Source organism: Deltaproteobacteria bacterium (genome assembly GCA_011773515.1).
In the GTDB taxonomy this organism is placed as follows: domain Bacteria; phylum Desulfobacterota; class Deferrimicrobia; order J040; family J040; genus WVXK01.
The window spans coordinates 18,107-41,998 of record WVXK01000016.1 but is presented as its reverse complement, the minus strand read 5'-3'; the positions used below and the strand labels follow the sequence as shown (position 1 = coordinate 41,998).

22 protein-coding genes and 1 pseudogene (1 of these 23 running past the window's edge) are annotated in these 23,892 nt (G+C 54.1%); 1 reads left to right on the top strand and 22 read right to left on the bottom strand.

Features of this window, described 5'->3' with window-relative positions; translation table 11 throughout:
• Positions 1-4 precede the first annotated feature (4 nt).
• From GTN70_01970 to GTN70_01950, 5 genes are all read right to left on the bottom strand, one after another.
• The gene (locus GTN70_01970) at positions 5-505 is read right to left on the bottom strand and encodes an acetyl-CoA carboxylase biotin carboxyl carrier protein subunit (GenBank protein ID NIO15764.1); all 501 of its coding nucleotides are present in this window, start codon (positions 503-505) and stop codon (positions 5-7) included.
• A 10-nt stretch (positions 506-515) separates the two neighbouring features.
• Positions 516-2,027: an acetyl-CoA carboxylase biotin carboxylase subunit gene (accC, locus tag GTN70_01965; GenBank protein ID NIO15763.1), complete on the bottom strand. Its 1,512-nt coding sequence runs from the start codon at positions 2,025-2,027 to the stop codon at positions 516-518.
• A 16-nt stretch (positions 2,028-2,043) separates the two neighbouring features.
• Complete coding sequence (locus GTN70_01960; protein ID NIO15762.1) at positions 2,044-3,594, bottom strand: methylmalonyl-CoA carboxyltransferase; 1,551 nt, start codon at positions 3,592-3,594, stop codon at positions 2,044-2,046.
• Between the two features lie 80 nt (positions 3,595-3,674).
• Positions 3,675-4,937 (bottom strand): 4Fe-4S dicluster domain-containing protein, encoded by a 1,263-nt coding sequence (locus GTN70_01955; GenBank protein ID NIO15761.1) that lies wholly within the window; start codon positions 4,935-4,937, stop codon positions 3,675-3,677.
• Positions 4,938-4,951: 14 nt separating this feature from the next.
• A complete protein-coding gene (locus GTN70_01950; GenBank protein NIO15760.1) occupies positions 4,952-6,325 on the bottom strand; it encodes an FAD-binding protein in 1,374 nt (457 codons plus the stop codon).
• Positions 6,326-6,724: 399 nt separating this feature from the next.
• On the opposite strand from GTN70_01950, the gene GTN70_01945 reads away from it, so the two are divergent.
• Positions 6,725-8,764 carry a 4Fe-4S dicluster domain-containing protein gene (locus GTN70_01945; protein ID NIO15759.1) on the top strand — a complete coding sequence of 680 codons (2,040 nt, stop codon included), beginning with the start codon at positions 6,725-6,727 and terminating at the stop codon, positions 8,762-8,764.
• 68 nt (positions 8,765-8,832) lie between these two features.
• Here GTN70_01945 and GTN70_01940 read toward each other — a convergent pair whose 3' ends face one another.
• From GTN70_01940 to GTN70_01860, 17 genes and pseudogenes are all read right to left on the bottom strand, one after another.
• Positions 8,833-9,975 (bottom strand): acyl-CoA dehydrogenase, encoded by a 1,143-nt coding sequence (locus GTN70_01940; protein NIO15758.1) that lies wholly within the window; start codon positions 9,973-9,975, stop codon positions 8,833-8,835.
• A 13-nt stretch (positions 9,976-9,988) separates the two neighbouring features.
• The gene (locus GTN70_01935; GenBank protein ID NIO15757.1) at positions 9,989-10,600 is read right to left on the bottom strand and encodes a TetR family transcriptional regulator; all 612 of its coding nucleotides are present in this window, start codon (positions 10,598-10,600) and stop codon (positions 9,989-9,991) included.
• 201 nt (positions 10,601-10,801) lie between these two features.
• Positions 10,802-11,578 (bottom strand): helix-turn-helix domain-containing protein, encoded by a 777-nt coding sequence (locus GTN70_01930; GenBank protein NIO15756.1) that lies wholly within the window; start codon positions 11,576-11,578, stop codon positions 10,802-10,804.
• 178 nt (positions 11,579-11,756) lie between these two features.
• The gene (gene fsa, locus GTN70_01925) at positions 11,757-12,401 is read right to left on the bottom strand and encodes a fructose-6-phosphate aldolase (protein ID NIO15755.1); all 645 of its coding nucleotides are present in this window, start codon (positions 12,399-12,401) and stop codon (positions 11,757-11,759) included.
• A gap of 51 nt (positions 12,402-12,452) precedes the next feature.
• Positions 12,453-13,022 (bottom strand): tetratricopeptide repeat protein, encoded by a 570-nt coding sequence (locus GTN70_01920; GenBank protein NIO15754.1) that lies wholly within the window; start codon positions 13,020-13,022, stop codon positions 12,453-12,455.
• Complete coding sequence (folK, locus tag GTN70_01915) at positions 13,019-13,489, bottom strand: 2-amino-4-hydroxy-6-hydroxymethyldihydropteridine diphosphokinase (protein NIO15753.1); 471 nt, start codon at positions 13,487-13,489, stop codon at positions 13,019-13,021. The genes GTN70_01920 and folK overlap by 4 nt, the downstream gene beginning before the upstream one ends.
• Positions 13,490-13,493: 4 nt before the next feature.
• Complete coding sequence (locus GTN70_01910; protein ID NIO15752.1) at positions 13,494-14,657, bottom strand: aminotransferase class I/II-fold pyridoxal phosphate-dependent enzyme; 1,164 nt, start codon at positions 14,655-14,657, stop codon at positions 13,494-13,496.
• A 28-nt stretch (positions 14,658-14,685) separates the two neighbouring features.
• Entirely contained in the window at positions 14,686-15,468 is a 783-nt protein-coding gene (locus GTN70_01905; protein NIO15751.1) for a DUF2437 domain-containing protein, read from the bottom strand.
• A gap of 11 nt (positions 15,469-15,479) precedes the next feature.
• Entirely contained in the window at positions 15,480-16,286 is an 807-nt protein-coding gene (locus tag GTN70_01900) for a 4-hydroxy-tetrahydrodipicolinate reductase (protein ID NIO15750.1), read from the bottom strand.
• Between the two features lie 13 nt (positions 16,287-16,299).
• On the bottom strand, positions 16,300-17,172 hold the full coding sequence (locus GTN70_01895) for a 4-hydroxy-tetrahydrodipicolinate synthase (protein ID NIO15749.1): 873 nt from the start codon (positions 17,170-17,172) through the stop codon (positions 16,300-16,302).
• 17 nt (positions 17,173-17,189) lie between these two features.
• Complete coding sequence (locus GTN70_01890) at positions 17,190-18,008, bottom strand: diaminopimelate epimerase (protein NIO15748.1); 819 nt, start codon at positions 18,006-18,008, stop codon at positions 17,190-17,192.
• Positions 18,009-18,085: 77 nt separating this feature from the next.
• Positions 18,086-19,348, bottom strand: a complete 1,263-nt coding sequence (gene lysA / locus GTN70_01885) for a diaminopimelate decarboxylase (protein ID NIO15747.1) — start codon at positions 19,346-19,348, stop codon at positions 18,086-18,088.
• The gene (locus GTN70_01880) at positions 19,348-19,488 is read right to left on the bottom strand and encodes a hypothetical protein (GenBank protein ID NIO15746.1); all 141 of its coding nucleotides are present in this window, start codon (positions 19,486-19,488) and stop codon (positions 19,348-19,350) included. The genes lysA and GTN70_01880 overlap by 1 nt, the downstream gene beginning before the upstream one ends.
• On the bottom strand, positions 19,485-20,861 hold the full coding sequence (gene argH / locus GTN70_01875; protein NIO15745.1) for an argininosuccinate lyase: 1,377 nt from the start codon (positions 20,859-20,861) through the stop codon (positions 19,485-19,487). The genes GTN70_01880 and argH overlap by 4 nt, the downstream gene beginning before the upstream one ends.
• A gap of 13 nt (positions 20,862-20,874) precedes the next feature.
• Positions 20,875-22,065, bottom strand: coding sequence for an argininosuccinate synthase (locus GTN70_01870; GenBank protein NIO15744.1), 1,191 nt, complete (start codon positions 22,063-22,065; stop codon positions 20,875-20,877).
• Between the two features lie 110 nt (positions 22,066-22,175).
• Entirely contained in the window at positions 22,176-23,081 is a 906-nt protein-coding gene (gene argF / locus GTN70_01865) for an ornithine carbamoyltransferase (GenBank protein ID NIO15743.1), read from the bottom strand.
• Positions 23,078-23,892 (bottom strand): annotated as a pseudogene (locus GTN70_01860) (acetylornithine/succinylornithine family transaminase); it runs 355 nt beyond the window's last position. The gene argF and the pseudogene GTN70_01860 overlap by 4 nt, the downstream one beginning before the upstream one ends.

The following is a 23,892-nucleotide window of genomic DNA, read 5'->3' as shown; positions in this document are numbered from 1 at the left end:
CTCCTTATTCAATCAGGAGAAGCTTTTCCCCACCTTCGACAATGTCCCCTTCCTTTACGAAAACCTCTTTCACCTTGCCCGCCGCCCGGGATTTGAACTCGTTCTCCATCTTCATCGCCTCTATGATTATCACCCCCTGGTTTGCCTCCACGTCTTCGCCTTCCACGACGAGGACCTTCACTACCTTGCCGGGCATGGGCGCGTCGATGAGCTGCTTTCCCCCCTCGGCGGCCTCGCTGACCCTGCCCAACGCCTTCTTCTGCTCGTTCAGGACCTTCAGCGGGTATCTGTCCCCTCTGATAAGGACTTCAATGTCCTCATCGGAAACAACAAGGTCCGCCTCATATACCCTGTTGTCTATCACTATGGACCAGGCATCTTTTTCCACCTTGTGCGCGTCTACGGCTATTTCCCTGTCGTCGATCCGGACCTTGAACTGGGCCACACCCGCCTCCGTCACTCCTACCAGGACTTCTTTTTCTTCCAGGCTCACGTAGTAATTCATCATATCACCCTTAGAACCTTCTCCCGAAACCCGGCCGAAAAGAGCTTTTCCAGAGGGATATCCCTTCTCCCTCCCTCACCTCGTCGGACTTCAGGGATTCACTCTTTTCCCTGAGGTACTGTTCGATGGCTCCCACGATTATCGCTACCTCCGAGTTTTCGGGAATCCGCTCCTCCTCCTCTTTGAGAAAAACCTGGTCGATGAAGTTCGTATCGAAATCACCCTCGATGAAGTGCCTGTTGTTCATGACCCGTATATGGAAAGGAACTGTCGTTTTCACACCCGTTATGATGTACTCTGAAAGAGCCCTTCCCATCCTCAATATCGCTTCCTGGCGGTCTTTTCCCCAGACGACGAGCTTTGAGATCATGGGATCGTATTGAATGGGAATCTCGAAGCCCTCGAATACCCCCGAATCATCCCTGACCCCGGGCCCACCGGGAATCCTCAGGGTCTCTATCATACCCGGGCAGGGAAAGAAGTTGCTATCCGGGTCTTCGGCGTATATGCGGCACTCTATCGCGTGACCCACCTGATTTATATCTTCCTGTTTCAGCCGGAGTGGTTCCCCTGCGGCAATCTTGATCTGTTCCTTGACGATGTCGATTCCCGTCACCATCTCCGTCACGGGGTGTTCCACCTGCAGCCTCGTGTTCATCTCGAGGAAGTAAAAGTTTTTTTCCTTGTCCATGAGAAACTCAACGGTTCCCGCTCCTTCGTAATCAACGGCTTTGGCAGCCGCAACGGCAACGGCGCCCATCTTTTTTCGAATCTCGTCCGTCACGAAAACCGACGGGCTTTCCTCGATCACCTTCTGGTGTCTTCTCTGTATGGAGCATTCCCTCTCATAGAGGTGGATGGTATTGCCCTGCTGATCCGCCAGGACCTGGATCTCAATGTGCCGGGGGTTCTCTATGTACTTCTCGATATACATCGAATCGTCGCCGAAAGACGACTTTGCCTCCGACCGGGCCATCCTGATGGCCGATCGCATCTCCGGCTCCTCCTTTACCAGCCGAAGGCCCTTTCCGCCTCCTCCGGATGCCGCCTTCAGCATGACGGGATATCCCACCTCACGGGCTACGCGTAAAACCTCTTCTTCCGTTTCAATCGCCTCCTTCGTCCCGGGGACCACGGGTACACCCGCGTCTGAAACGGTCTGCCGGGCCAGCGTCTTGCTCCCCATGACGCGCATCGCCTCCGGAGGGGGCCCTATCAGTTTTATTCCCTCCTCCTTGAGCCTCCGGGCGAAATCGGGATTTTCGGCGAGAAAGCCGTAACCCGGATGGATCGCCTCAACATGTGACTTCTTCGCTATCTCCAGAAGCTTATCGATATTGAGGTATGACTCGCTCGCCTGCGGCGGCCCTATTCTGTAGGCGTAATCGGCATACCGTACGTGGAGAGCATGTCTGTCCACATCCGAATACACAGCGATCGATTCAATCCCCATCTCCCTGCATGCCCTGATTACCCTGACTGCAATTTCCCCCCTGTTTGCAACGAGAATCCTTGAAAACATAGATAACTCCCACTGGTTACAACGGAATATTTCCGTGTTTTTTTGGCGGGTTCTGATCCCGCTTCGTCTTCAGCATCTCAAAAGCCCTGATGACCCGCGGCCGCGTGTCTTCGGGCATGATGACCTCATCTATATAGCCGAGTTCGGCAGCCTTGTAGGGGTTTGCGAACTTATCCCTGTAATCCTCGACGAGCTCATCTTTTCTCTTCACGGGATCGTCGGCCTTCAGGAGTTCGTGCCTGAAGACAATGTTGACCGCTCCCTCAGGACCCATAACGGCTATTTCCGCAGTGGGGTAGGCATAGTTGATATCGCCCCTTATGTGTTTGGAGGACATGACACAGTAAGCACCACCGTAAGCCTTCCGGGTAATCACGGTAACCTTGGGAACGGTTGCTTCCGCGTAGGCGTAGAGCAGTTTGGCCCCGTGCTTTATTATTCCCCCGAACTCCTGGGAGGTGCCGGGTAAAAATCCCGGGACGTCTTCGAATGTCAGGAGGGGAATGTTGAAGGCATCACAGAACCGCACAAAGCGGGCGCCCTTGATCGACGCGTTGATGTCGAGACACCCTGCAAGCACTGCGGGCTGATTGGCTATGACGCCTACCGACCTGCCGGCAATCCTTGCGAATCCGATGACGATATTTTTGGCGAAGTGCTCGTGGACCTCGAAAAAATATCCGTCATCAACGACGTGCTTGATTATCTCCTTGATATCATAGGGCTTATTTGGCTGATCGGGAACCAGCTCGTTCAAAACCTCATCCCTCCTGTCAGGCGGATCTTTGCTGGGAACACGGGGCGGGTCTTCCATGTTGTTCTGGGGAATGAAAGAGAGAAGCTCCCTGATCATGAAAAGGCACTCCTTCTCGTCCTCGGCGGCGAAGTGGGCAACACCGCTCACTTCGTTGTGAGTCATGGCCCCGCCAAGCTTCTCCTTCGTCACCTCCTCGTGTGTTACCGTCTTGATGACGTCTGGCCCGGTGACGAACATGTAGCTGGTATCCTTCACCATCAGGGTAAAGTCAGTAATTGCCGGTGAGTAGACCGCCCCTCCGGCGCAGGGTCCCATTATGGCCGAGATCTGGGGGACGACGCCCGAATATATCGTGTTGCGGAGGAATATATCGGCATATCCCGCGAGGGACAAAACGCCTTCCTGAATCCTCGCTCCCCCGGAATCGTTCAGCCCGATAAAGGGGGCCCCCGTTTTGGCTGCAAGGTCCATTATCTTGCACACTTTTTGCGCGTATGTTTCGCTCAGCGACCCGCCAAAAACCGTGAAATCCTGGGCAAAGAGAAAAACGAGACGGTTGTTGACCGTTCCGTACCCGGTTATTATCCCATCGCCGTAAAACTTCTTCTTGTCCATATCGAAGTCACTGCATCTGTGGGTAACGAACCTGTCCAGCTCCATGAAAGAATTGGGATCCAGGAGAAGATTGATTCTTTCCCTCGCCGTCAATTTTCCCTGGGCGTGCTGCTTCTCGATACGGTCCTTTCCCCCGCCTTCAAAGGCAAGCTCGTTTACACTTTTTAACTGGTCAAGTTTTTTCTGAAGAGACATTCCTTCCCCCCCGTTTGAAAATAATAGAGCCCATTCTTACCCCGTGCGGTATTATGTCAAGATATCAGGTTTGTATTCTTTTAGAAATCAAAAACTTCACCCGTGTGAACGACGGCGACCCGCGATTTTGCCCTCACTGCAGACTCTCTCAGGTGATGGATACACCCCGAGCATGACGTGGCAACGATATCGGCTCCTGATTCCTCGGCAAGCTTTATCTTCGAGATACCCATGTCACGGGACTTGTCGAAATGTGTCATGTTGAATGTCCCCCCGAACCCGCAGCACCTGTCCGCCCCCTCCATCGGTTTGAACTGTCCCTTGAGAACCTTGCTGAGCAGCAATTCAGCATTTTCTGCGGCATTTGGAATTGACGAAAGGTGGCAGGGCCGGTGATAGGAAACAACCTTTCCCTCGACCACCGGTGAAGGCGTGATCCATCGAGCCGCCATCTCCACCAGGTGGGATTCGTAGTCCCGGCACCTGCTCGCCACTTCGAGAGAGCGCTCGTGAAGCGGCGTATCCCTGAAAAGGTCGGGATATACGTTTTTCACCATGTAGAGACAGGAGCCGCAGGGAAACAGTATCTTCCCCCCCCTTACCCGCAAAAAGAGGTTTATGTTTTTTTCCCCGGCATGGCGGGCACCCTCCAGATCCCCCGCTGCCATGGCAGGAAGACCACAGCAGGACTGCTCGGCGGGCGCGGAAATGTTTTTCCCGGGGACACCCCTTGCGAGCGTTTCGGCCGTTTTTGTGAGGATCTTGGGGTAGAGATAGTTGTAGACGCACCCGGTAAAGAGAAGATCCGCCTCCCGGTCAACGAGTCCTTCGATCGACTCCCCCTCTGACTCGAGAAAGGACCTGGCGGGAATTTCCGGCACCATTCGATCACCTCTGGCGATGAGCGATGGAAGCCGGTAATAGATACCGCTGCTTGACGGAATCTTTTCCCCCAAAAGCTCCAGCACCCCTTTTCCCACAAAAGAGCCGGCTTTGATAGCCGAGGAGGGAAGGGAAAGAGCTTTCACGAGAGCTTTTTTCCCCAGTACCCTCTCCACGTAGCCGGTGTGCCCGGCTCTCGCGTTGCTGATGATTTCCACGGTTTTCACCTGATTCGGGCACCTGGTCTCGCACCTTCCGCAGAGGAGACAGTTATCCAGAAAGGACCGGATATCAGCTTCGCGAGCAGGCAGCTCGCCCTGAAGATCGCGCCTGATGATCTCGATCTTCCCCCTGGCAACGGATGTCTCCATCTGGTCAATGTCAAGGAGGGGGCAGACACTCCTGCAGGCACCGCATTTCGCGCATTTGCCAATGAGCTCTGTTACCCTGTCCGGTCTCATGACATCACCGACCCTCAGGGAAAAATCTTGTGGGGATTGAGAATGTTGTTCGGGTCGAAAAGATGTTTAATCCTCTTCATGATGAAAATCTGCTCCTCGTTCAGCTCTATACCGATATAGGGTTTCTTGGCCAGCCCCACGCCGTGTTCTCCCGAAATCGTACCCCCCATTTCAACGGTCAGGGAAAAAATTTCTCTCACGATCTTCTCCGCCTCTTCGACCTGCCAGGGAATTGCGTCATCTATCATCACGTTCACATGAATGTTCCCGTCTCCCGCATGACCGAAGGTTACAATGGGAATGCCCTTTCGTTCCGACAACTCCCTGATTTTCCTCATCATAGCCGGAAGCCCGGTCCGGGGAACCGTAATATCCTCGTTCAACTTTTTGGGATTCACTTTGAGGAGTGAGGGGGATATGGCCCTTCGAAGCGACCAAAGTTTCTCCCTTCCCTCGCTATCTGTGGCGCTCTCGATTACCACCACCCCATTCCTGCTCAGGGTATCCGAGAGCTTTCTTGATGAAGCCCGGACTCCTTCCTCCGGCCCGTCCAGCTCGATGAGCAGGTAGCATCCCACCCCCTCGTGAAGGTCCACACCGCCAAACTCACGCACACATTCCACGGCTGAAGAATCCATAATTTCAATGGCGGCAGGAATTATGCCCGCCTGAATGATCCTGTTGACCGCCAGGGACGCCTCTTCCGTTGTGGCGAAGCCCCCAAGGATAGTGGAAAACGACTCGGGGTAGGGTATCAGCCTCAGGGTCGCTTCGGTAACCACAGACAGCGTTCCTTCCGATCCCACGATGAGCCCCGTGAGATTGTAACCCACCACCCCTTTGAGGGTATCGACTCCCGTTACCAACACCTTGCCCGTTGGCAGCACGTTTCTCAGGGAGAGAACGTAATCTTTCGTAACGCCGTACTTGAATCCCGAGGGGCCTCCCGCACACTCGGCGATATTGCCGCCGATGGTGCAAAACTCCAGGCTCGCAGGATCGGGGGGGTAGAAGAGGCCGACCCCTTTTACCTCACTTTTCAGCAGATCGAGCACGACCCCCGGCATAACTTTCACGGTCATATTCTCCTCGTCTATGTCGACGATACGGTTCATCCTCTCCAGGGAAAGTATTATGCCGCCACGAACGGGAACGGATCCCCCGGTGAATCCCGACCCCGCACCACGTGGAATGACGGGAAGCCTGATCTGATCGGCAAGCTTTAAAAAGTCCCTTATTTCCTGCTCTTTTTCCGGGAATACGACCCCGTCGGGGAGCGTTGACACACCCATGGCGTCGTAGGAGTAACAGGCCCTGTCGATCTCGCTGAACCGGGCCCTCTCTCCAAATATGTCCTTCACCTGCCTTTCAACCTGTGAACTGCTCAAATCCGCTCCTTTATTCGACCTATTATACCATGCCCCCTTGAATCCCTTTCCCGGCGCCTGAAAAGGAAGGTAGGGGCCAAAGGACGACCCGGCTTTTCGGGGTTCTTTCTCTCTGTGCCTTTCCGGCAGCACCGCCGCTTCAGCGGTGGATCATCCTCTCGTCACCGGAGGTTTCACCGCGGACCCGGAAAACCCCCTGAAAAGAGAACATTGCTTTCCCACCAGCCGTGAACCGGTATTCGTCGAGCGGTCGATATGCTGGTATAATAGGCGGGAAAAGCAAAACCGGCACCAATCCTTCTTCCTGAACCATCACCGGAAGGGGGTTTCGTTCCATTCACGGTTGTCATAAAAAAGTAATTCTGGTACTAATATCTCGGTTAACCTGAAGGAGGAGCCATGGAGATCGTCGGCAGGGAAATCATGTGGAACCTTCCACCGAGCACGGGCACGATCATGTATGCCCTCTTTGGCGTCGTCCTCCTCGTTTTGGGCTTCGGGTTCTATGCCCGCTATAAGGTCTACAGGTCGGGCCGGGAGGAATTCGAAGACAGATTCGACGATCCCGAGAAAAGGCTTCTCTTTGTTTTCAGGGAGGGAATACTGCAGAAAAAGACCATTTCCTGGCCCTTCGGCGGGACAATGCACCTCATGATCTATTCCGGATTCATAGCGCTCTTTATCGCTACGTGCCTCGTCGCCCTCCAGTACGATTTCGGATTCCAGATTCTTCACGGCCGTTTTTTCGCGTTCTTTGAGGTTTTTTCCGATACCTTCGGTCTGGTCCTGATCGCGGGAATCGTCACGGCCGCATTCAGGCGTTACATCCTCAACCCTCCCGGATTGACGCGAGAGGGGGACGACCTCCTCCAGCTTCTCCTCATACTCACCATTGCGATAACCGGTTTCCTCGTGGAAGGACTGCGCATAGCGGCGACTTCTCCCGAGGCAGCAAAGTTTTCCTACGGAGGAAAAGCAATTGCCGCGATGATGAAAGGGGGAAGTAATCAGGGACTGCTTGCCGCTCACCGCATCCTCTGGTGGATACACCTCATCCTCGCCTTCGGTTGGATCGCATCGATCCCCTATTCCAAAATCATTCATTTTATCGCCGGGCCGGCAAACATGTTTTTCAAATCCTCCCGGCCCAAGGGGGCGCTGCAGCCGATTCCCGATATGGAGGAGCAGGAGAGGCTCGGGGCACTGAAAACTCCTGACCTCTCCTGGAAATCACTCATTTCTGCAGACGCCTGCACGAAATGTGGAAGGTGCCAGGACGTGTGCCCCGCCTACAACACCGAGAAAAGCCTCTCACCCCGGGAAGTAGTGCTCAAGACAAAGAGAAACATGACGAGCGCCCTCTCTATCTCGCTCGTCCCGGCCAGGGGAATCCTGGACAAGGCAACGGGAAAGCCCTCATATCCTCCCCTGGTGGGGGAAGAGAACACGCCGGATACGATAACGCCACAGGAGCTCTGGGAATGCACCACCTGCGGGGCATGCGTTCACGAGTGCCCGGTTTCGATAGAACACATCGACATGATCATGGATATGCGCCGCGGACTCGTATTCGAGAGCAAAATCCCCGAATCGGCACGCTTTACGTTGAGCAAATTGATGAACACCGGCAACCCCTGGGGGCTGCCGCAGGATGACAGAAGCGATTGGATGCGGGGGATGGACGTTCCCGTTGCAATGGAGAAAAAGCAATTCGAGTATCTTTACTGGATCGGATGCTTCGGCGCCTACGACATGAGAAACCAGAAAGTCACCCGGGCGATCATCGACATACTGGAGAGGTCAGGCACAGATTACGCGATCCTCGGCCAGGAAGAGATGTGCTGCGGCGATCCCGCGAGGAGGCTCGGCGAGGAAGGCCTTTTCCAGTTCGGCATGATCGAGACGAACAGGGAGGTTTTCCAGAGATACGGGGTCAGAAAGATCATTACCCAGTGCCCTCACTGTTTCAACACCTTCAAGAACGAGTACCCCCAATTCGGCGTCGAGTTCGAAGAGGTTATACATCACACGCAGCTGATCGACGACCTCATAAGAGCGGGGAGGATTCAGCCCAGGAAGGCCCTGAACAATATCTTTGCAATCCACGACTCCTGCTATCTCGGAAGGCACAACGATATCTACGAGGCCCCGAGAAGGGGCATCGCGGGTATCCCCGGCATCACGGTAAACGAAATGGACAAGAACAGGGACAAGTCTTTCTGCTGTGGCGCGGGAGGAGGGGGAATGTGGTTCGAGGAGGAGGGCACACGGATCAGTGCCGCCCGTCTGGAACAGGCCGAAGAAACGGGTGCCACGGGCATCTGCACATCCTGCCCCTACTGCCTGACCATGTTCGACGATGGAATAAAAACAAAGGACATGGAAGAGGATTTCGTTGCGCGGGACGTGGCCGAGATAGTATCGCAATCTCTGGATTAGAACCGCACCGGAAGTGTCACAGGCGTTTTTCGTAAATCTGTCCTGAGCCCTGCAGAAAGCGGTTTTCCTTATCTGAGGAGAATCTCCTTTGCAATGACGAGGCGCTGGATCTGGCTCGTGCCCTCGTATATCTGGAAAATCTTGGCATCCCGCATGAGTTTCTCAACGGGATAGTCTTTCATGTACCCGTACCCCCCGAAAATCTGGACGGCATCGGTGGTAACCCTCATGACGAGATCGCCCGCATACGCCTTCGCTATGGACGATTCGGTGGTATTCCTCATGCCGTTGTCAACCATCCACGCCGCCTTCCACGTCATGACCCGGGCAGTCTCTATGCCGATCAGCATATCGGCGAGCATGAAGTTGATTGCCTGATTCATCGCGATGGGAGTCCCGAACTGCACCCTCTCCTTTGAATAGTCCAGGGCATATTCATAAGCGGCTCTCGCAACCCCCACGGCGGCTGCAGACACGCCGGGCCGCGTCCTGTCGAGGGTCATCATGGCGAGCTTGAAGCCATCCCCCTCGTTCCAGAGGAGGTTTTCCCCGGGTACCACCACGTCTTCGAAAATAACATCCGCCGTGTCCGACGCCCGCTGCCCGAGCTTATCCTCCTTCTTACCCGTTGACACTCCGGGAAGATCCCGCGGCACGACGAATGCGGAAAGACCCCTGTGACCGAGGGACTTGTCGGTGGAAGCGAAAACGACAAACTGGCTTGCGTATGAGCCGTTCGTTATGAAGCACTTCGTCCCGTTCAAAATGTAGTTTCCCCCATCCTTTTTCGCCGTTGTCTTCACCGAGCCAACATCCGAGCCTGCACCGGGCTCTGTGAGGCAGAAGGAGGAATATGTGAGTTTTTCCGAAAAAGGTGCCACAAACCTCTCAAGCTGCTCCTTGGTGCCGGCTATGAGAATGGGCATGAGCGCCAGGGCCGACGCTTCCATGGATGTGTATACACCAGAGCAGCCCCAGGCAATTTCCTCCGAGATGATACACGCCTCGATCGTTCCGAGTCCAAGACCGCCCTCCTCCTCCGGGATGAAATCGGTCATGAGTCCCAGCTCGAAGGCCTTTTCCATGATCTCATGGGGGAACTCACCGGTTTTGTCGCACTCTGCCGCTCTGGGCCGGATTTCATTCGCCGCAAACTTATGAGCCATATCCTGAAGCTGTTTCTGCTCATCCGTCAATTCAAAACTAATCATCGCTTACCTCCTTTTATGAATCCAGAACGCGATTCTTCATGCCATTTACGACGATTGAGTAAACCTGACGGGCCGATTCATCAATATCGTATTTGCCCTTTTTCGAGAGCACCCATGCAAGAGATATTTCATCGAGGGCCCCGAATATGATCCTCCTGGCGATGGTGGGGTTTATGTCATTCCGAAATACCCCCTTTTGCACGCCCTCGGTGATTATGTCCGAGAGTATATCGAGGTATTCGAGAAACTTGACGGGAATGTACTCCTTCATGAACTTGTTCGACTGCCGCAACTCGACCTGTAGCATCTCGGCGAGGTCAGGGTTCTCCTCGAGGAGTTTCAGGTGGTTGTCGACAAACACCCATATTTTCTCTTCGGGATTACCCGCGCCGGCAAGCTTATCCTTGAGTATCGAAATGATCTCTCCTATTTTTTCCTCAAAAATGCATATGAGGATGTCGTCTTTGTTCTTGAAATAGAGGTAAATCGTCCCGTCGGCAACCCCCGCCTCCTTTGCAATATCGGAAACCTTGGATTTATAAAATCCGTTTTTTGAAAATATTTTCAATGCCCCCTGCAATATTTTTTCCCTCTTGCCATATTCCCTCTTTCGACCTCTCGCCATATCAGACTCCAATGAATGAATGAATATTCATTCATAAAATTATCAGTTTTCGGCGATTAAGTCAAGGCTATATGGTTCCCCACCGATTATTTGAGACAGAACGCATCCGGAAACGAATGGAACAGGGGATGGTTTACGGAGGCAACACCAGAGATAGAGTTTTGCCCTTACTTTCGTTGATTGGGGATCAACGGGACGGGACTATTCGTTGAATCCGAGCCTCATGGAAAGTTCGGCGGATTTTTTAACCACGTGGCTGGCAATCTCATCCTCTATTTTTTCCCTCGTCATTCGCGAAGCCGGGCCAGAAAGGGAAATCGCACCCACGATCCTTCCCGTGTAGTCTCTCACCGGGGCACCCACGCAGCAGACGCCGACCTCAAACTCTTCAATGTCGGTCGTAAACCCTTTTTCCGTAGATTTCCTCAACTCGAGCAGAAGGTCATCCACGGTGTCCACCGTATTGGGGGTGAGTTTTTTCAATTCTCTGTGTAAGCGCGTCTTGAGCTCATCCTCCGATTCGTGCATGATGAGAGCTTTTCCCGCGGCAGTGGCATACACCGGTAGATGGAGGCCGACCCTTGAGACAACCCTCACCGTCGCCTTTGTCTCCACGGAGTCGAGATACACCACATCGTTGTCTCTCAAAATGGATATGTAGGTAGTCTCGCCGCACTTGTTTGCCAGCTCCTCGAGAACTGATTTTGCAAGTTTTAGGAGCCCCATCTGCTTGATGTAGGTCTGACCGAGTTCGAGGCATTTGATACCGAGGCGGTAATTTTCAGTCGCCTTGTTCTGTTCGATGTATCCCCGCGACTCAAGCGTGGCAAGTATACGGAAAACATTATTTTTATGGAGCTTCAGTTTCTTCGATAGCTCCGTAACGCCGAGCTCGTCAGCGCCGCCTTTGAACTCTTCGAGAACATCGAGGGCATGAGCCACTGACTGGATGATATAGTTCGACTTGTCTCTTTTCATGCAAAAAACCCCTCCCTGTCTGATTGTTCGACAAATACCTAATATAATAGCTTTTTTGTGATTTGTCAAATGATTTTATAACTATTTTTTATTTTTAGAGGAAAGCGCAGGCAAAGCGCATTGAAACATCTAACTATTTATAAATAAACGTTATTTTTGCTATATATCTCTTTCCCCCTTAGACTTTTGACTTTTTCCAGTCAGAGAGAAACTTCTCCAAACCGATGTCAGTCAAAGGATGTTTTAGCAAATGCTCTATCGTTTTCAGGGGGACCGTCGCTATATCGGCGCCGATCAGGGCGGCATCGAGCACGTGGAGGGGATGCCTTATGGACGCAGCAATAATTTCCGTTTCAATGCCGTAGTTGGAAAATATTTGCATGGTCTGCTCCACCACCTCCATGCCCCTGTGTGATATGTCGTCGAGTCTTCCGATGAACGGGCTCACATATCGGGCTCCCGCTTTGGCAGCGAGGAGCGCTTGAACAGGATTGAATATCAGGGTCACATTTACCGATATCCCCTCCCTGGCAAGGATACCCGTCGCCTTCAGCCCCTCTGCGGTCATCGGCGCTTTCACGACAGCATTTTCGTGAATGGCTGCAAGATTCCTCGCCTCCTCCACCATTGCCTCCCAGGTCTCGCTCACCACCTCAAGGGAAACGGGACCATCGACGATGGAAAAAATTTCCCTCACGATATCGTCGAAACTTCTCCCCTCCTTTGCGATGAGGGAAGGGTTTGTCGTCACTCCGTTGAGAACCCCCAGGTCCTTTGCCTTTTTAATCTCATCCACATTGGCCGTATCTATGAATATCTTCATCCAAGCCTCCTGTCTCTTTGTTATCGGAATTTCCGTCTCATGACCGTCGGCTCACCTTTGCTCCTGATTTTCCGTCTCCGCCAGCGGTTTGGCTTGCTTTAGGTTTTCGACCTGGAGGGCGAGCCTTTCCCTACCCGGAAAATCGGGAACAGCACGGAGAAGCCCCTCCCAGGCATCGATAGCTCCCTGCAGGTCATTCTTGTCATGAAGGAGGGTGAGGCCGAGGTTGTACCTGGACTGGTAATGACGCGGATTCGACACTGTCGATTTCTTGAACGCTTCGATCGCTTCGTCGGTCCGTCCGAGCCTCCTCAGGCAGATTCCCATGTCGGTCCTGACGTCAGCATTCCCCGGTTCGAAATCGAGCGCTTTCCTGTACGCCACCACCGCTTCTTCGTTCTGAGCGGTGTCGAAGTAAATATTGCCCAGCCGGATCCAGGCCCTCCTGTTATTCGGATCTTTCTCCAGGAGCTTAACGAGCGTCTCCGCTTCCCTGTATTTGTTCAAATCGACAAAACCCGACGCAGGAGGCCCTGCCGGCGGCCGGCTCTTCTCCTTGCAGCCGACTACTGCAAAAACAAGGAAAAATACTATCCCTCCCGTAACAGCAAATCTCCTCATATCCTGACTACCTCGGAGGTATCCTGGCATCTGTCCAGCAGTTCCCGGAAGGTTTCTCCACCCTCCCCGCCGGGAAATCCCGGATCCAGTTCACACAGGGGCAGAAGCATGAAGCGTCTCGCCGGAAGCCCGGGGTGAGGGATTGAAATCAGATCGCTCTTTATGCGCGCCTCGCCTGCGGCAACATCTATGTCCAGGGGCCGGTGGATTCCGGCCGATGAAAAGCGTCTGCCCATGTTCTTCTCAATTTCCTTCAGGACCCGAATGAGTCTATCAGGCTTCAGATCACTCAGATATTTTACCGCACCATTTACAAACCCCGTTTGATATTTTCTGCCAACGGGCTCGGTAATATACAGTGACGATCTGGACTCAACCTCTCCGTACCGGCTCAGCGCATGAACACCCGATAAAACATTGCTGACCGGGAACCGGAAGTTTGAGCCGATGATCAGAAAATAGGTCACAGGATCACAATCGCAATGTCTTGATCCGCCGGGCAGCCTCTCCCAGCCTCTTTTCCGGCACCGTGAGGGAAAACCTCACGTACCCTCTCCCCTGTTTTCCAAAACCCTCACCGGGCGTGCAGACGACTCCCGCTTTTTCCAGGAGCATGCTGGCAAAGGTCGATGACCCCATCCCCCGGGGAACAGGCATCCAGATGTAGAACGATGCCCGGGGGACGTGAGGATCGAACCCCGCTTCCCGTAGCCCGGAGATGAGCATATCCCTCCTTCTGGCGTAGATGCGTCTCAGCTTCACCACGCTCGAGTCTCCCCTGCGAAGAGCGAGAATGCTGGCCGCCTGAATTGCGGTAAAGGCACCTGAGTCCACATTTGTCTTGATCTTTCCCAGGCCCCCGACAAGGTCCCTGTTTCCGACGGCGAAGCCCAGCCTCCAGCCGGCCATGTTGTAAGTCTTGGAAAGGGAGTGAAACTCAATCCCTACTTTCTTGGCCCCCGGAACCTGGAGAAAACTGGGAGGAATGTAGTTATCGTAAAAAATTTCCGTGTAGGCGGCATCGTGACACACTATCAAATCGTAGGCTCTCGCGAACTCAACGGTTTCCCTGAAAAATTTCTTCGTCGCAACCCCGGCCGTGGGATTGTTCGGGTAATTGAGGAAGAGGATTTTCGCCTGCTTTCTCACCCCCTCAGGAATGTCTGCGTAATCGGGCAAAAATCCGTTTTTGCTCAACAGGGGCATGGCGTAGGGCCTGCCCCCGGCAAACTTCGTTCCTATCGAATAGACCGGATAGGCAGGATCGGGAACGAGAACCACGTCTCCGGGATCGGCAAAGGCAAGGGGAAAGTGGGCAATCCCCTCTTTGGAGCCGATAAGGGCAATCGCTTCTGTTAAAGGATCGAGAGAAACCCTGAACCTCTTCCTGTACCAGTCAGAAACAGCTGTCCTGAACTTTATTGTGCCCAGGTAAGACGGGTACCGGTGGTTTTCGCCCTTCCTAACCTCCTTTTCCATTGCCCCCGTTATAAAAGCGGGCGTGGGCAGGTCGGGGTCCCCGACTCCCAGGTCGATAACATCAACACCGCTCTCCATTACCAGTTCCTTTTTCCTGTCAAGCTCCGCAAACAGATAGGGCGGCAGGGTCTTCACCCTCTTTGCAAGATCCCTCAATTCCCGGCACCTCCACTCTTTATGATCTTCATGATTCTGTTGTCTCCAGAAAATGTGCCACCTTGTTGGCCAACCGGCCGATGCCCTCAATTTCCACCTCGACGATATCGTCAGGTTTCAAAGCCCCCACGCCCGGAGGCGTCCCCGTTGCGATCATGTCACCCGGATAAAGCGTCATGATATCGCTGATAAAGGCGATGAGGGTGTAGACATCGAATATCATTTTTCTCGTCGACCCATCCTGCTTCAGGTTCCCGTTGACGTACACTTTGATCGGGAGGTCGTCCGGCTCAATGTCGGTTTCCACGCAGGGACCTGCAGGAGCGAAGGTATCGAATCCCTTGGCCCTTCCAAAGAGCGTGTCCTTCGCCTGCAGGTCTCTCGCGGTCACATCGTTGAAGCATGTATATCCCAGAATGTATTTTCTCGCTTCGTCTTCGGGGATCGACTTCCCCTTTCTCCCGATTACCACGCCAAGCTCCCCTTCATAATCGACCCGCCCGCAGCTCTTGGGAAGAATGATATTGTCGCCGTGGCCAATCAGGGCAGAGTTGGGTTTGAAAAATATCAGGGGCTCATCGGGAATTTTCCTTCCCAGCTCTTTCGCGTGGTCCCGGAAGTTCAAAGCAACGCCGATGACTTTCCCCCCTTCCGTGGGCGGCAGTATTTTCACATCTTCTATCCTGTGAGTCGGATCGGCTAAATTGATGCTCCCGTAGGGAGTTCCCGAAAGCTCCCGTATCTGGTTGCTGGTGGGGTCGAAAATGCCATACTTGGAGGCTCCGAACTTTTCGAAACGAAGTATCTTCATTGTGCCCTCTCTTACTTGATCCCGAGCACGTCCTGCATGTCATACAGCCCCGCTTCTCTTCCCATCACCCATCGGATCGCCCTTATTGCGCCCCGCACAAAGGTCTCTCTCGTGTGCGCCCGGTGGGTGATCTCGACTCTCTCTCCGATTCCGCCGAATATCACCGTGTGTTCTCCTACCACATCCCCCGCCCTCAAAGTCATCACACCGATTTCGTCCTTTTTCCTTTCGCCGATGATACCCCGCCGACCGAAGACACCGTCCCTATCCAGTGTCAAACCCAGTTCGTCCGCAACTATTTCCCCCAGCCGAACGGCCGTTCCCGAGGGGGCATCCTTCTTGAACCGGTGGTGAACCTCGAACATCTCCACATCGTAGTCCCTCCCCAGGACTTTCGCAACATCCCTGACCACCTTGAAAAGCAGGTTGACCCCCACGCTCATGTTGGGAGCCAGGACAAGAGGAATCTTCTTTCCATATCCTTCGATTTCGGATTTCTGTCCAGCAGTAAATCCTGTTGTGCCCACCACGACCGCCAGACCGGATTCTGCCGCTGCCCGCACATTTGCCACGGAAGCACCCGCCTCGGTAAAGTCGACCATGACAGAAGCGCCGCGTGCAGCTTCCGGGAAGTCGGAGGTAACGGAGACATGGGCCGGGATCGTCCCGGCGAGGCTCCCTGCATCCTGCCCCAGGTATCCGGACGAGTCTGCCTCCAGGGCACCGACGATCTGCATGTCGTCGCACTCATTCAGGATCACCCTTGATAAAACCCTGCCCATCTTCCCGGCAGCCCCTGCAACGAGAACCTTTATCATCAGTCCCTCCGACCTATTGAATTTTGAGAGCCTTGAGCACCCCTGCAACCACCTTTTTGCCGCCCGCCGAAATAGGGGTCAGGGGCAACCTTACGTCAGGCTGGATGATCCTCATCATCCCCAGAGCGGCTTTTGCGGGTATCGGGTTTGTCTCCACGAAGAGGCTCGCATACAGCGGCATGAGGCGGTAATGGATCCTTTTCGCCTTTTCCATGTCCCCGGCGACAAAGGCATCGTAAATACCCGCCATCTCTTCCGGAACGACGTTTGAGGTGACGGAGATAACCCCTTTGCCTCCCATGCACAGCATGGGGTAGAAAAGAAAATCATCCCCCGAGAGGACGGAAAAGGACGAAGGAGTCGTTCTTATGATTTCGCAGACCTGATTCAGGTCCCCCGACGCCTCTTTGATACCGACGATGTGTTTCACCTTTGCAAGGCGTGCAACCGTTTCGGGCAGCATGTTGACGCCGGTGCGGGACGGAACGTTGTACATAATGATCGGTATCCGGGCTGCATCCGCCACCTTCTTGTAGTGCTGGAACATCCCTTCCTGGGTTGGCTTGTTGTAATAGGGGGTGATGACCAGCGCACCATCCGCACCCACTTTCTTCGCATGTTTCGTCAGCATGATGGCTTCATCCGTGTTATTGGACCCTGTTCCCGCGATGACCGGTACCCGCTTCTTCACCGCCTTCACCGTCTCCTCTATCACTTTCTTGTGCTCATCGTAGGAGAGCGTCGCTGACTCTCCCGTTGTGCCGCAGGGAACGATACCGTCGGTCCCACTCTGTATCTGCCTGTTTATCAATTTCCTCAGGGCCGGAAAATCCACCCTCCCCTTCTTAAACGGCGTTACTGTCGCTACGATTGTTCCTTGGAACATAGCTTCCCCCTTTTTCCTTAGGTTAAGGCCTCTTTCTTGATTTTTCCCTCGCACACCAGCGCTGTCGTTCCTGTCAGGTACACGTTCCGGGCTCCCTCACTGAGAGGTATGAAATCAACGTCGAGTTTATCTCCGCTTTTCGATTGAACCCGGACGGGAGTCTCGGTCAACCCGAGGTGGTATGCCACGATCCCGCAGGCAACGGAACCGGTGCCACAGGCGAGGGTCTCCCCCTCGACCCCCCTCTCGTAGGTCCTCACGTGGACGACGCCCTCTTTCACCTCTATGAAGTTCACGTTCGTGCCGGCACTTTTGAACCTCCGGTGAAACCGTATCTTTCTCCCCAGGCCCTCCACATCGGCCCTTTGAAGGTCAGCGGCAACGAGAACCGTGTGGGGAACACCCGTGTTGATAAAGCTGAACCGATAATTGTTTCCATCAACTTTGAGCGTCCCCATCTTGACGAAATCAAAGGGGTCTGTCAGTTTTACCTTGACGATGGATCCGTAAACCCTGGCCGATATGATCCCCGCGAGTGTCTCGAATTTCATCTCCCTCCCCGAGATCCTCTTCATATGCGCAAAGCGGGCAGCGCACCTGGCGCCATTTCCGCACATCTCGGCTACGCTTCCGTCTGAGTTGTAGAAATCCCAGGAAAAATCTGCCCTGTCGGAAGATTCGATGACGATTACCCCATCGGCACCGACGGCTTCCCTGCGTCTGCAGACTTTCCTTGAAAACTCGGCCCTGTCCATCCCGTCCAGCAGTCCGGTCCTCCCGTCAATGAGGATAAAGTCATTCCCCGAACCATTCATCTTCGTAAAAGGGATGTTCATGTTACCTCTGGGGCCTTCTGCCTTTCTAAAAATTAAAAAGGATATCAGATGCCGGGCGAGTTTACCAACACTCCCTCTTATCTCCCTTTCAAAAAAGAGGATATCCGCTCACCCCGGACGATATCCTTGAGTGTCTCCCGCTCCCTGATTACCTCGTAAGAAGCCCCATCCACGAGCACCTCTACCGCCTTCGGCCTCGAATTGTAGTTCGAAGCCATGACAAAACCATAGGCCCCAGAAGAGAACACGGCAAGCAGGTCACCCCTTCTTAGAGCCGGCATCTCCCTATCCCTGGCGAGAAAGTCACCGGATTCACAGATGGGGCCCACCACGTCTGCCACGGTCGTTTTCCGATCCCCCCGCGCAAGGGGCACGATCTCGTGGTATGAGCCGTAAAGGGACGGCCTCTGGAGATCGTTCATCGCCGCATCGACGATGAAAAAGTTCTTCTCCCTCGTCTCCTTGGTGTAGAGCACCTCGGTTACGAGTATTCCGGCATTCCCGGTAAGGACCCTTCCCGGTTCGAGTATGAGGGTAACGCCGAGATCGCCTATGGCAGAAAGGATTGCCCCTGCATACTCGGCAGGATCCGGCGGTCGTTCATCCCGGTAGGTAATCCCCAGGCCGCCTCCGATGTCGATGTACCGGATGTCAATCCCGGCCTTTCCCAGCTTCTTTGCAAACCCCGCTATGATCTCCACGGTGGCAACAAAGGGCGTGACATCGGTCAGCTGCGAGCCGATGTGGCAATCGATACCGATGATCTCGATGTTTTTGAGCTTTTTGGCCCTCTTGTAAAGCTTGAGCGATTCGTCTATGTCTATTCCGAATTTGCTCTGACGCAAGCCTGTGGCTATGTAGGGATGGGTCTTCGGGTCCACATCCGGATTGACCCTGAGCGCAACGGGTGCCTTCACCTTCATCCTTGCGGCTATTGCGTTGATATTTTTCAGTTCATCCCACGATTCCACGTTGAACATGAGAATTTTCTTCTCGAGGGAGAGCACTATCTCCCAGTCTTTCTTGCCAACACCGGAATAGACGATCTTCGACGGCTTGACTCCTGCTTTCAGGCTCCGGTAAAGCTCACCGCCCGAGACGATGTCCACACCACCCCCCATATCGGCAAAAACCTTTATGATCGATATGTTGGAGTTGGCCTTGACCGAGTAGCAGACAAAGTGAGGAACGTCATCGAAAGCTCTGTCAAAAACGTCAAAATGCCTTCTCAGTGTCGCAAGGCTGTAAATATACGCGGGAGTCCCCACGTCGCGGACGATCTTAGAAACGGGGATATCCTCGCAATACAGCCTGTTTCTCTTGTACTCGAAAAAATCCATCAATACCCTCCGATATGGATAGTGTCCCGCACCGTGCTGTCCGGCCAGAGGGGCCTTGGCTCTCCCTTCCTTCCGCACCCTGTGGCGTAGATTCCGAGAAGGAGGATGATCGAAAGGTATATTATAACCCTCTTGTTCATCTCTTTTTCCTCAAAGCTTTCCTGAGCTGCCGCGAAACGCGCCCTGGCGCCGTTCCCCCCGGCACGTTCTTGCTTGCCACTGATTGCCTCGGCGAGAGGTGCAAAAATACATCACTTCCGATTTCCTCGGAAAACCTCCTCAACTCCTCGAGCGATACCTCTTCCAGAGCCTTTCCCTCCTTCAGGCAGTAAGCGACAATTTTCCCCGTCAAACCGTGTGCCTTTCTGAAGGGGACCCCCTTTCCCGTGAGGTAGTCTGCAAGGTCCGTTGCCGTCGGGTATCCGTCCACGAGGGCACCTGAGAGTTTCTCCTCCTTCGGTTTCATACCGGCAACCATCAATGCAACCGCCCTGAGCGAGGCGGAAACGGTGTCTATGGTATCGAACAGGGGGGGCTTGTCCTCCTGGAGGTCACGGTTGTAAGATAGCGGCAGGCCCTTCATGACCGTCAAAAGGGAAACGAGGCTGCCGTAGACCCTTCCCGTCTTGCCCCGCACGAGTTCAGCCATGTCGGGATTTTTCTTTTGAGGCATTATGGATGACCCCGTGCAGAGATCATCGGGCAGCTCAATGAAGCCGAACTCGCTGCTCGACCAGATCACAATCTCCTCACAGAGGCGGGAGAGGTGCATCATGAGGACCGAACAGGTAAAGAGAAACTCGAGCACAAAGTCTCTGTCCGATACGGCGTCGACGCTGTTTTCGGTTATCTTGCGAAAGCCGAGCTCCCTTCTCACGTAGTCCCTGTCGATGTTGAAGCTCGTGCCGGTGCAGGCGGCAGAGCCAAGGGGCAGCGTGAGGATTCTCTCCTTGGCCTGGAAGAACCGCTCCCTGTCCCGGGCAAGCATCTCGTAATACGCGAGGAGGTGGTGTGCAAAGAGGACGGGCTGGGCCCTCTGAAGATGAGTATATGCGGGCATTATGACGGAGCGGTATCTGTACCCCGTCTCCGCCAGCTTCAATTGAAGCCCCTCGACGAGATTCACGATTTCATCGGTAACCCTTGCAAGAAAAAGCCTCAGGTCAGTCGCGACCTGGTCGTTTCTCGACCGGGCGGTATGAAGCTTTCCCGCCACCTCTCCAATTTTGTCGTGGAGCGCCCTTTCCACATACATATGAATATCCTCGGAGGACGGGTCGACCTCTATTTTCCCTTCTGAGAACTCCTTCAGTATTTCACGAAGGCCCCTCTCTATCGCCCTTGCCTCCTTTGCAGCGATGATACCCTGCCGTCCGAGCATTTTCACATGAGCAATGCTTCCTTCGATATCCTCCCGATACATCCTGACATCGCTCTGGATCGAGGCGGTAAACTCCTCGAGAAACCTGCTCGTTTTTCCCGAAAATCTTCCATCCCAGAATTTCCGTGACATGAGGACCTCTTTCCTACGATTTTCTGATCTTGAGCCTGAGCGAGTTTATCTTGATAAACCCTTCCGCATCCTTCTGGTCGTATACCTCCTCCTCCTCGAATGTGGCATAATCCGCTCTGTAGAGGGAGTTTGGAGATCTCCTGCCGCAGACGATGACGTTCCCCTTGTACAGTTTCAGCCTCACCGATCCGGTGACATCCCCCTGTGTTTGATCTACGAGTGTCCTCATGACGTCCATTTCGGGGGAGAACCAGTAGCCGTTGTAGATGAGCTCTGAAAATCTCGTGACGAGGGAATCCCTGAGGTGCATCACCTCCCTGTCCAGGGTGATCGACTCGAGGTGTTTGTGCCCGTGAAACAGTATGGTTCCGCCCGGTGTTTCGTACACCCCCCTCGACTTCATTCCCACGTACCGGTTCTCGACGACATCGGCCCTTCCGATTCCATGCTTCCCGCCGAGCTCGTTCAGATATGCCAGGATCTCGTGGGGCTTTCTTCTTTCCCCATCAACGCCCACGGGTACCCCCGCATCAAATTCTATCGAAACCTCCTGGGGGGCATCGGGGGCTTTCTGGGGTGAAACAGTCATGATGTACATATCCTCCGGCGGCTCTTTCTCCGGGTCTTCAAGAATTCCCCCCTCAAAGCTCACATGCATAAGATTCCTGTCGGAGGAATAGGGTTTTTCCTGCGTAACCGGGATGGGGATGGAATAGCTTTCGGCATAGCGGATGAGGTCGGTCCGTGACCTCAAGTTCCACTCCCTCCAGGGAGCGATGACCCGTATCCTGGGCTCGAGGGCGTAATAGGCCAGCTCGAACCTCACCTGGTCGTTCCCCTTCCCCGTAGCCCCGTGGGATACAGCATCGGCACCCTCCTTTCTCGCGATCTCTATCTGTTTTTTTGCGATGAGGGGCCTGGCAAGGGATGTGCCCAGAAGATAGTAGGATTCGTAGACGGCGTTCGCTTTCAGGGCGGGAAAGACATAATCCCTCACGAACTCCTCCCGCACGTCCTCCACGTACACCTTCGATGCGCCCGTTTTCAGCGCTTTCTCCTCCACTCCATCGAGTTCCTCGCCCTGACCGAGGTCTGCCACGAATGCGATGACCTCGCATCGATAGGTTTCCAGAAGCCATCGCAAGATCACCGATGTGTCAAGGCCTCCAGAATATGCAAGCACAACCTTCCTGACCTGATCCATGGACACCTCCCGATACCTTTGTGAGCAGGCGAGAAAACAGCCCTCATTCCCCGATTATGCGCTCCCCGATCACCTTCCCGGTGAAGCCGGGACAACCGGGTTGGACCGGCTTACGCCAATACCCTCTCCAGCAGCGCTTTCTGAATATGGAGGCGGTTTTCCGCCTGGTCAAAGACCACGGACTTCTCCCCCTCCATCACCTCGTCGGTTATTTCCTTTCCCCGGTAAGCGGGGAGGCAGTGCATCACAATCGCCGCCGGATCGGCTGCATCCACGACCGCGCTGTTTAGCTGGAAGCGCGAAAAATCATCCTCTCTTTTGGCGACCTCATCTTCCTGGCCCATGCTGATCCACACGTCCGTGTAGAGGATATCGGCATTCTCAACGCCTCTGATCGGATCCCGCTCGATAGAAACCGATTCGTTTTGCCCAGCAAAATCGAGAACGGAGTGATGGGGCTCATACCCTTTTGGACAGGCAACGACCAGCCTGAATCCGATTAACGCCGCCGCTTCAACCCACGAGTTGGCCACATTGTTGCCATCGCCGAGATAGCAGACCTTCATGTGGAAGAGGTCCTTGCCGCGCTCGTGCGCCGTCATGAGGTCTCCGAGTATCTGACAGGGATGATGTAAATCTGACAGCCCGTTGATGACGGGGACGGATGAATGGTACGCCAGCTCCTCCACCTCATCCTGTGAAAATGTCCTTATCAAGATGCCGTCCACATATCTCGACAGCACCCTGGCAGTGTCCTTTATCAATTCGCCCCTTCCAATCTGCGTGTCCTGAGGGCTGAGAAACAGGGCGTTTCCGCCAAGCTGGGTCATCCCCACCTCAAAAGACACCCGTGTCCTCGTTGACGATTTCTGGAATATCATGGCCAGGGTCTTTCCCACGAGAGGACGGTACTGTTCCCCCCCTCCCTGCATTTTCTTCAGCTCCACCGCTCTCGTGACGAGGGAGACGATATCATCCCGATTCAAATCGGAGATTTTCAGGATATCCTTCTTCATCTCTGCTCTCCCGACAATACCTTCTGCAATATCGAGACGGCTTCGTCGATATGACCTTCATCAACGATCAGGGGAGGGAGGAACCGCAGCACCCTCTCCTCTGTGCAGTTGATGATGAGCCCCATATCCAGGCATCGGGAGACGAACTCCTTCCCCGCCACGGAGAGAACCAGCGCCTGCATCAGCCCCAAACCCCTTACCTCGCTTATAACGGGAATCCGCGCGGAAAGATCATGGAGACCTTTTTGAAGATACTCGCCCATTGCCGATACCCTTTTTAGAAACGAAGGGTCGGTCACCCTCTTTATCACCTCGACGGCAGCGGCACATGAAACGGGGTTTCCCCCGAAGGTCGAGCCATGGGTCCCCGGCGCCAAAGAAGCGGCAACATCATCCCTGACAATCATTGCACCCAGGGGAAGCCCGTTCGCAATGCCCTTTGCCAGGGTTATGATGTGGGGCACGACCCCGTAATGCTCGAAAGAATAGAACCTGCCCGTTCTGCCTATCCCCGTCTGAATCTCATCGCAGATTACGAGCACGTCTCTCTCGCCTGCCTTCTCACAGACAAAACGCAGATAGTCGGCATCAAAGGGCCTGACTCCGCCCTCACCCTGAATCGGCTCAAAGATAATCGCGCAAACACCCTCCTCCAGCGCCCTTTTAAATGCCTGCCTGTCACCCACTTCTACATGGAGGAAGCCTGGCAGCATGGGCTCAAACCCGGCATGATACTTTTTCTGGGCCGTGGCGGAAAGGGCGCCGTAGGTTCTTCCATGAAACGATCCATCGAAGGATATGATCTTGAACT

Bases quoted from the DNA above. Each gene is read 5' to 3' on its own strand.
- GTN70_01970 (NIO15764.1), bottom strand. From the start codon at position 505: ATGAATTACTACGTGAGCCTGGAAGAAAAAGAAGTCCTGGTAGGAGTG.
- accC (NIO15763.1), bottom strand. From the start codon at position 2,027: ATGTTTTCAAGGATTCTCGTTGCAAACAGGGGGGAAATTGCAGTCAGG.
- GTN70_01960 (NIO15762.1), bottom strand. From the start codon at position 3,594: ATGTCTCTTCAGAAAAAACTTGACCAGTTAAAAAGTGTAAACGAGCTT.
- GTN70_01955 (NIO15761.1), bottom strand. From the start codon at position 4,937: ATGAGACCGGACAGGGTAACAGAGCTCATTGGCAAATGCGCGAAATGC.
- GTN70_01945 (NIO15759.1), top strand. From the start codon at position 6,725: ATGGAGATCGTCGGCAGGGAAATCATGTGGAACCTTCCACCGAGCACG.
- GTN70_01940 (NIO15758.1), bottom strand. From the start codon at position 9,975: ATGATTAGTTTTGAATTGACGGATGAGCAGAAACAGCTTCAGGATATG.
- GTN70_01935 (NIO15757.1), bottom strand. From the start codon at position 10,600: ATGGCGAGAGGTCGAAAGAGGGAATATGGCAAGAGGGAAAAAATATTG.
- GTN70_01930 (NIO15756.1), bottom strand. From the start codon at position 11,578: ATGAAAAGAGACAAGTCGAACTATATCATCCAGTCAGTGGCTCATGCC.
- fsa (NIO15755.1), bottom strand. From the start codon at position 12,401: ATGAAGATATTCATAGATACGGCCAATGTGGATGAGATTAAAAAGGCA.
- GTN70_01920 (NIO15754.1), bottom strand. From the start codon at position 13,022: ATGAGGAGATTTGCTGTTACGGGAGGGATAGTATTTTTCCTTGTTTTT.
- GTN70_01905 (NIO15751.1), bottom strand. From the start codon at position 15,468: ATGAAGATACTTCGTTTCGAAAAGTTCGGAGCCTCCAAGTATGGCATT.
- GTN70_01900 (NIO15750.1), bottom strand. From the start codon at position 16,286: ATGATAAAGGTTCTCGTTGCAGGGGCTGCCGGGAAGATGGGCAGGGTT.
- GTN70_01895 (NIO15749.1), bottom strand. From the start codon at position 17,172: ATGTTCCAAGGAACAATCGTAGCGACAGTAACGCCGTTTAAGAAGGGG.
- GTN70_01890 (NIO15748.1), bottom strand. From the start codon at position 18,008: ATGAACATCCCTTTTACGAAGATGAATGGTTCGGGGAATGACTTTATC.
- lysA (NIO15747.1), bottom strand. From the start codon at position 19,348: ATGGATTTTTTCGAGTACAAGAGAAACAGGCTGTATTGCGAGGATATC.
- GTN70_01880 (NIO15746.1), bottom strand. From the start codon at position 19,488: ATGAACAAGAGGGTTATAATATACCTTTCGATCATCCTCCTTCTCGGA.
- argH (NIO15745.1), bottom strand. From the start codon at position 20,861: ATGTCACGGAAATTCTGGGATGGAAGATTTTCGGGAAAAACGAGCAGG.
- GTN70_01870 (NIO15744.1), bottom strand. From the start codon at position 22,065: ATGGATCAGGTCAGGAAGGTTGTGCTTGCATATTCTGGAGGCCTTGAC.
- argF (NIO15743.1), bottom strand. From the start codon at position 23,081: ATGAAGAAGGATATCCTGAAAATCTCCGATTTGAATCGGGATGATATC.